Below are 5,891 nucleotides of genomic sequence, written 5' to 3' on the forward strand. Positions count from 1 at the left end.
GAAAGACGGGAGTGATTTCAAGGAGCTGTTCAAACAATTGGCTGCGGCTGGAGCGGGTCGGCCATTGGGCAGTGATGGGTTTCCCGCAGGCCCATGGACGCCTGAACTGCTTGCGGAGGCGATTTCACAGATCGATTCGAACCGGATCGGGGTCGATTTGCGAACAGTGCAGCTTTGGTTTCAAGAGAATGAGAAGGGAATTAGCACTGCCAACATTCGGTGGCTCGCAAGGGTTTTCGGGTGCGATGATCCGTTGGCAACCAGCGAATGGCAGATGGAGCTCAGTGCGGCGCAATCTCGGTTAGCCGCCAAGCGACGAGACTTGAAGCAGGCCGGGAGCAGCGTTGGGACCCCAGATCCGACGCCGACCACGATCGTCGACGATGAGACGAAGTCTCCGCCAGAATCGGCAAGGGACACTTTCGCCGAAAAGCCGAGACGGCGTTTCGGTCTGGCGACGAGGTCGGAGGCGCTCTTCAGTAGCGGATCGCCCTTGAATCTGCCGGCGTCGGTGTTTGCAGGTGCCACTGCCCTCGGGTTTTTGTCGTATGTCACCGGAATCCACAACGCTAGTTACGGCCGGCCGGATGGCGTTGTTAAACAGGTTGGGTTTCTTTGGGCGCCGAATTGGACTTTCGTCTTCATGGTGCTGCTCCCGTTGTTTTGCGTGTTCGTCATAGAACTGCTGGGTTTCTGGAAAAATGAGGCGCGCTTAAAGCTAGCTGCGCAGGCAGACCGGATGCAAAGCGACGAGGCTTGGGAGCGCAATGTCGAAGCTTCTTCCTACACGTATTGGGCGGTCTTTTTGATTTGCCTGCTATTCGCAGGTCTTTTTCAATGGATCGAAGTGTGCCTGATCCCGTTGTTGAACGGCGGTGACAACTATGCAATGGATTGGGGCAAGTTAGCACTTGTGCGCCCAGAGATTATATCGGTGCCAGAAGCGATCCTGTTCACAGGGATTGCTTATTTATACATGTCCCTTTGTTTTTATGTTTTCTTCGTCGGTCTCATTTTGCTTTATACGGTGGTCTATGATCTCTGGAGGGTTGGCGAGGTGACGAAGCATCGGCTTGATGCCGACTATCGGCACGAGATCGATGAAGTCGGTCTTAGGGTAATGCGCGGGATTTTTCGCTGCACGGTGTTGGGCGTTCTGATCGCCATATGCATGAAGGTCCAGAGCTCGTACCTGACATCAAGCGGCGAGAATGTCGCAGCTTGGTTGGTCAGCGATATGTCTTCAGCTCTTCATGGTCGCGATAATGTAAGCGACGGGGCCGGCTATAGGATGCCGACGCACTTCAGTAGTCTTCTGATCGTTATTTCGACCTGCGTTGTCTTTCTGTTTGGTTCGATCCGTTTACGCGTTGGGGGTCGGCTTCCTGCGCTTTTGTGGAAGATGACGACTGTTGTAGGCCTGCTCGTTGCCGGCTACTTGCTGATCGGCGCGTTTGCGGGCTTTTCGATCCTTTTGGGCGTCGGCGTGCTCCTTGCCGTGTACGGCCTGTTTGATCCAGGGTTTGGGCAATGGCGAGCGACAGAGTTAGGAAATCATCAGCGTGTATCATAATTGGCTTGATCGATGGGATGAGCAGCGGGCGCGGCGTGGTGAGGAGGAAAAGACAACAACCAATTTCGTCCTGGACCCCGCACGCGCATTTCCAGAGGCGAAGGAGGTTGCAACTCTCGAGGAGTTTTGTCGTCATGCGGACCAGGCCGCCGCTGATCCGGCCTTCTTCGATGAGCCGAGTGAGAGCGATCAAGGTTTTCAGAAGCAAGATGGGTGGCTCAGATTTCCATCGGGCATTTCTACTGACATTGACGAAAACAACGTCGTCTGGGCGAAGATCACAGAAAGCGGGTCGCTCGACCAGGTTCTTGTGGTTTTCCACCATTGGAATGCAACCTCGCGAAATCGTCAGATCGCCAAATTTTTCTCACGGCGTGGCATCACGGTTGTTGAGATTGCAATGCCTTATCATTTCGAACGCCAACGTCCGGGCTCCTCGCACGCCGATTACATGCTCAGCGCGAATCTCGGCCGAACGATCCAATCTGTACGGCAGGCAGTATGGGACGGGCGAAAACTCCTACGCTGGCTGAGGAGCGAAGGCTATCGAGAGATTTCCGTTCTCGGTATGAGCCTAGGCTCCTGGGTTGCGGGGCTCATTGCGGCTCACGATCCGGCTGTGTCGAAGGCCTCATTGTTTCTGACGGCGGGAAGTCTCGCGGATATGGTTTGGACGGGGCGCGCAACGCGAGCGATACGCGAGAGCCTTGAGCCTCAGATCGGGCTGACGGATCTAAGAAGGGCCTGGGCTCCACTTAACATGGAGAACTACGCGCATCGTTTGGCGCGTCCTGATCTCGATCTTCACGTGGTGCTGGCGAAGAGGGACAAGGTGGTGTTGCCAGAGCTATCGGAGAGGTTCATGCACGGGCTGAAGGTCGCCGGAGCCAGGCCAAATATCCTGCATCTAAACTGTGGTCACTATTCGCTCGCTAGGCCGCCCTACATTTTGTTGGCCGGTTTGAGCTTGAAGCGGTTTCTATCGGCTATTGCCAAATCGGCCCGCTGAGTATGCGTGGCGACGAACGAAAGTTTTCCTCTACTGGAGCCTTTCCGCCTGGGCTTATGGTCGGTATTACGCCGCCCGGTTTCGCATCGATTTGGCGCATCGCTGACGCGGGCCCGCTCTATGCCTTTGGCACGAAGCCCGCTGAAAGCGGTCTTTGCCTCTACGGGTAACGATCGGTTGCGCTACGTGCGCCTCGCGTACGTGCATCAAATTGCCTCTGAGCGCCGGTTTACACGCTCGTTGAAACCAGCATATTGTGCGCCGGCAAAGTCAATCATGAGTTGGTGATGGCAAGTCGCTAGCCCTTCTTGTCATGCGCCAAGGGGTCGTCCTGTTCACGAGGCAGGACGGCCCTTTCTGTATCTGAAATGGCGACCGTTAGGCGGCCGGCATGCTTTCTTGATGGAGGGAAAGAAGGCGCCGCCCTCTCTCCCTCACAAGGGAAAAAACGGTCTCCCCGTCCTTCCTCCGCTCGCTCAGCGCTCGCTTCGTGCAGGATCGACGCGGAGCCGCATGTACGGATCATGCGTCGCCCCTTCGGCTTTAAGCCTCGGGCGGGCGAACCCCCTCCGTTTTGTTCCCTTGCCTCCCTCACTCCCGCTGCTCCGCGCGAACTCGGAAGCAGGAGCGGGGCTCCTGCCCCTCGGGCAGACGCTGGACCGCTTCGCGGAATGGAAAGGGCTAGAAAATGTTACGCGCAAACACCGCCTATGTGCTGGATCCGGAGACAACGATTTTTAAGCCGGTCGGGCTTCCGGTCTCGACGGGTATCCGGCCGGTTTACGACCTGATTGGATGCCGCCTTCTCGAAGTCGTGCGTTTCGACGAGCGCCACACGCTACTTGTCGATGAGGAAGGGCTGAAGGAAGGCCTGACCGCCTTCACCATCTTTGAGGGCTTTCCCCAGCCGATCGCGGGCAAGATCGTTCTTGTCGGCGGGGACGGTAGCTCCCCCTACACGTCGCCGCTTGTCAGTCTTGAGGACGCAGCGAAGCATTTCAAATGCTGCCGACCAGTCCTTGACCCGGTTTTCGCAAAGACCGACGAGATTTCCCCCGGAGGCATCATCATTGCCGGCGCGTTGGCGGGGCTGCAATCCCGCATCGAGCGCCGTGCCCCTACCCTCGTCGAGGGAGAGGCGTGATGAAAATCGCAACCTTGGAAAACAACATCCTCGCCATTGTCGCAGGGACCTTCGCCGCAACCATAGCGGCGGAGGACATCGAGCCGCAGTTTCATGCCCTCACCCACTTTCCCGACCGGCGCGCGAAGTCAGAGCTAGCGGACCTGGCCGAGCGGCTGAACCAGTTCGCCGTTCACGTTGTCGAGCTTTGGAACGAAGCTTTCGCCCCGATCCCGGAACCGGAAATCGAAACCTTCGCTCGTCGCCATGTCGAGTTGACGCGGCGCTATTGGGCGGCGGAAGGCCGTTGCATGAACTGGTTTATCACCGGTCCCGCCCGCTTCCCGGTTGCCCGCAACGAAAAGCGCATGCGGATTTCCGACGCCCGTCGAGCCGATCTTAAGACGCACGAGGCAATCGCCCGGAAGGCGGTGCGGCGGAAAGCGTCCCCGCATGGCGCAGAAGATGAACCGATCCGTTCCGGCGATCCGGCTGCATTGCAAAAGATCATGACGCGCATCGAGGCGACAGCGCTTGCGATCGATCAGATGAAGGCAGCGAACGTCGTCATCCGGCGCATGGAAAAGGACCTTGCCACGGAAGAGGATATGGTTGCGGCCGTCGTGGCCAACACAGGCCTCACCGAGGAAGCAGCAGCCCGAGGCATCAAACTGGCGCCCTGGCAGTCACGACGTGGATTCAGCACGACCAACAGCCGCGCCGAGCTTCGCCGCCTACAGCAGCGCCTTTCAGTCCTTGCAAGAATGAAGGAACGCGGCACCCGGAGCCAAGAGATTGAGACGAGCGAAGGCGCCGTCGAGATTAAGGAGAACGCCGACATTGCGCGTATCCAACTGATCTTTCCCGACAAGCCCGACGATACGACACGACGCATCTTGAAAGCCAACGGCTTTCGCTGGTCGCCATCGCAAGGCGCGTGGCAGCGGCACCTTAACGAGGCCGGACGCTACGCAGCGCAGCAGGTGCTGAAAACGATCAGCGCCGCCTGATCACCCCCCCGTTTTGAGAAAGACGTTCAGATGACCCACACAATCTACTTCGCAATGGAGTTCCACGGCGCTGGCGACCCCTATTTCGGCGGAACTGCCGCCGATTGGGCGCTCTATAACACCGGCGACGGTGGGCAGGCATTCATCAGCGCTGCCGATGCGCAGCGGCGGAAGTTGGTTTTGGCCTATTTCCCGACCGCGACGGAAGCAGAGCAGGCTGGAACCACAGCAAGCACACGCAAGGGGCGGATTTCCGCCCTTCCCGGGAAACTCCGGTCCGAAGTGCCGACCGGACAGATTTCTTGGATTGTCGGCAACAAACATGTCGGCGAGGACGATAGTGAACTCGCAGTGGACATCGCCGACAGAGCCAAGAGAGCGGGCGCGACCGACGCGGATTTAATCGCGCAGATGGTTGCCTACGCCCTTGCTTGCCACCGCGCCAATCAGGCGCTTGTGCTTCATTTCCAGCTGTAGGAGGCCGCACAATGCGACACGAGCGCCGCAGCGTCGAGGTTTTCGACACCCCTTCTGGCTTGGGCGGAAGCCATACGGTTTCCATTGTGAAGGAGTTGGCTGCCGATAGAGTGCAAGTGCGCGTCTGGTATGGACGCGCCACGCCGAGAGGTTGGGAGGCTTGGAGGGATTGGGACGGCTACACCTTTGCGGCGGAGCGGGCCGCCCTAACGAACAAGCGGACAATGCCGCTTTTCAAATAGAAAGAGGCCGCGCCACACGTGGCGCGGCCATCGAACAAGCCACGAGAGGAACCGACATTGAGCCGCTAAACCGTTGAAGTGAAGTCCGCGATCAACGCCGATCCTGAGGCCATGATTGGCTATGACCGGCCCCTGAGGACCTTCTTTCTACAAGCCTTTCCCGACCCGGAGACCGACGAATGCGTCTTATGGTTGGGCGCGTTCCTTGAGGAATACTCAACCCTGGAATCGATCGTCGAGGCCGCGCGGACACTAGGCTACGAGGTTCGCGGCCTGACGCGGGAAATGATGCTGGCAATGATCAAGGAATCCGGACCGCCGCATCCCCCGAGCCTTGGCGAGCGACTGGGCATGGTGCGGTGAGACCCCTCCCCCGGCCGATCCAAGCCTGCATCGAGCGGGCGAGGACCGGAACGAGGGGAGCCCCGGATGCCCCTCCCCTCGTGCTCCCCTCCCC

Annotated in this window: 6 protein-coding genes; all 6 read left to right on the plus strand. The window is 58.6% G+C overall.

What is annotated here, in order from left to right; translation table 11 throughout:
- Nucleotides 1-1,573, plus strand: a 1,573-nt coding sequence (locus tag I8N66_RS35495) for a hypothetical protein (RefSeq protein WP_291164651.1), incomplete at its 5' end; no start/stop codon positions are given.
- Nucleotides 1,563-2,582 carry a dienelactone hydrolase-related enzyme gene (locus tag I8N66_RS35500; RefSeq protein WP_291164654.1) on the plus strand — a complete coding sequence of 340 codons (1,020 nt, stop codon included), beginning with the start codon at nt 1,563-1,565 and terminating at the stop codon, nt 2,580-2,582. The genes I8N66_RS35495 and I8N66_RS35500, both read left to right, overlap by 11 nt.
- 688 nt (nt 2,583-3,270) lie before the next feature.
- The gene (locus I8N66_RS35505) at nt 3,271-3,726 is read left to right on the plus strand and encodes a protein psiB (protein WP_291164657.1); all 456 of its coding nucleotides are present in this window, start codon (nt 3,271-3,273) and stop codon (nt 3,724-3,726) included.
- Nucleotides 3,726-4,715: a hypothetical protein gene (locus I8N66_RS35510; RefSeq protein ID WP_291164660.1), complete on the plus strand. Its 990-nt coding sequence runs from the start codon at nt 3,726-3,728 to the stop codon at nt 4,713-4,715. The genes I8N66_RS35505 and I8N66_RS35510 overlap by 1 nt, the downstream gene beginning before the upstream one ends.
- 54 nt (nt 4,716-4,769) lie before the next feature.
- Nucleotides 4,770-5,192, plus strand: coding sequence for a hypothetical protein (locus tag I8N66_RS35515; RefSeq protein WP_291164663.1), 423 nt, complete (start codon nt 4,770-4,772; stop codon nt 5,190-5,192).
- 320 nt (nt 5,193-5,512) lie between these two features.
- A complete protein-coding gene (locus tag I8N66_RS35520) occupies nt 5,513-5,797 on the plus strand; it encodes a hypothetical protein (RefSeq protein WP_291164666.1) in 285 nt (94 codons plus the stop codon).
- Nucleotides 5,798-5,891: the final 94 nt, after the last annotated feature.

The sequence above is a fragment of the Ensifer sp. SSB1 genome (genome assembly GCF_016652895.1).
GTDB lineage: Bacteria > Pseudomonadota > Alphaproteobacteria > Rhizobiales > Rhizobiaceae > Ensifer.

What these genes read in the sequence shown, in the direction of transcription:
- I8N66_RS35510 (WP_291164660.1), top strand. Translation starts at nt 3,726, where the DNA reads ATGAAAATCGCAACCTTGGAAAACAACATCCTCGCCATTGTCGCAGGG.
- I8N66_RS35505 (WP_291164657.1), top strand. Translation starts at nt 3,271, where the DNA reads ATGTTACGCGCAAACACCGCCTATGTGCTGGATCCGGAGACAACGATT.
- I8N66_RS35515 (WP_291164663.1), top strand. Translation starts at nt 4,770, where the DNA reads ATGGAGTTCCACGGCGCTGGCGACCCCTATTTCGGCGGAACTGCCGCC.